The 777-nt window shown below is 44.5% G+C and carries 1 protein-coding gene; it reads left to right on the top strand.

What is annotated here, in order from left to right; translation table 11 throughout:
- Positions 1-545 (top strand): transposase (locus JIG37_RS00015; protein ID WP_199528335.1); only part of this gene is annotated, 545 nt, incomplete at its 5' end.
- Positions 546-777 lie beyond the last annotated feature (232 nt).

Below are 777 nucleotides of genomic sequence, written 5' to 3'. Positions count from 1 at the left end.
TTCTAGAGGATAGCGATAATGGGTTAACCGCTGGTTTAAGGCAGTGTCTAGCTCAGTGCTATGAATTATTTAAAGCGCAATCAACATTAAAAGAAACATTAAATGAGTTACTGACAGGTTTAGTAAAACAAGATGAGCAATGTGAACGTTTACTGGCACTTGAGGGTGTCGGGCCTATCACAGCGGTTGGTTTATTAATAAGCTTAAGTGACACAACCCATTTTACGAGCGGACGCAATGCGGCAGCCAATGTTGGTGTCACCCCTCGCCAACACTCAAGTGGTGGAAAAGTACGAATAGGTCATATAGCCAAATACCGTGGCGAGATAACATTACGCAGCCACTTGTTTCTGGGAGCCAGAGCGGTCATCAGTCAGCTAAAGCATCGAGAACCAAAAACGAAAAAAGAACAATGGCTCAAAGCATTAGTTGAAAGACGGGGTGTGAAGTGTGCCGCCATTGCATTAGCAAATAAAACAGTTAGGACGGCGTATGCCATGCTGAAAAAGGGCACGAGTTATGAACCCAGTTTATTAGCCAATTAATATTTAGCCTTCAATAACAGAAACAACAGTATTGACCAAGAACCTGCGTTAAGCGGTTAGACCCACCCTTGATAGCCTGTAAAGTGCCTGGGTGTTAAAACACCGAGTAGGAGAAGAGGCACAAGGGCGCGAATACATCAAAGGGCCGAGGTAGCTCCTCATTATGAGCCCGCATATAAGCACGCAGTCTGACAAAATTAACGAAGGGTATTGTGCAATAGGAGGAGTCCAT

The organism is Pseudoalteromonas sp. bablab_jr010, from assembly GCF_016464105.1.
In the GTDB taxonomy this organism is placed as follows: Bacteria; Pseudomonadota; Gammaproteobacteria; order Enterobacterales; family Alteromonadaceae; genus Pseudoalteromonas; species Pseudoalteromonas simplex.
This window is presented reverse-complemented; position numbering and strand designations above follow the sequence as displayed.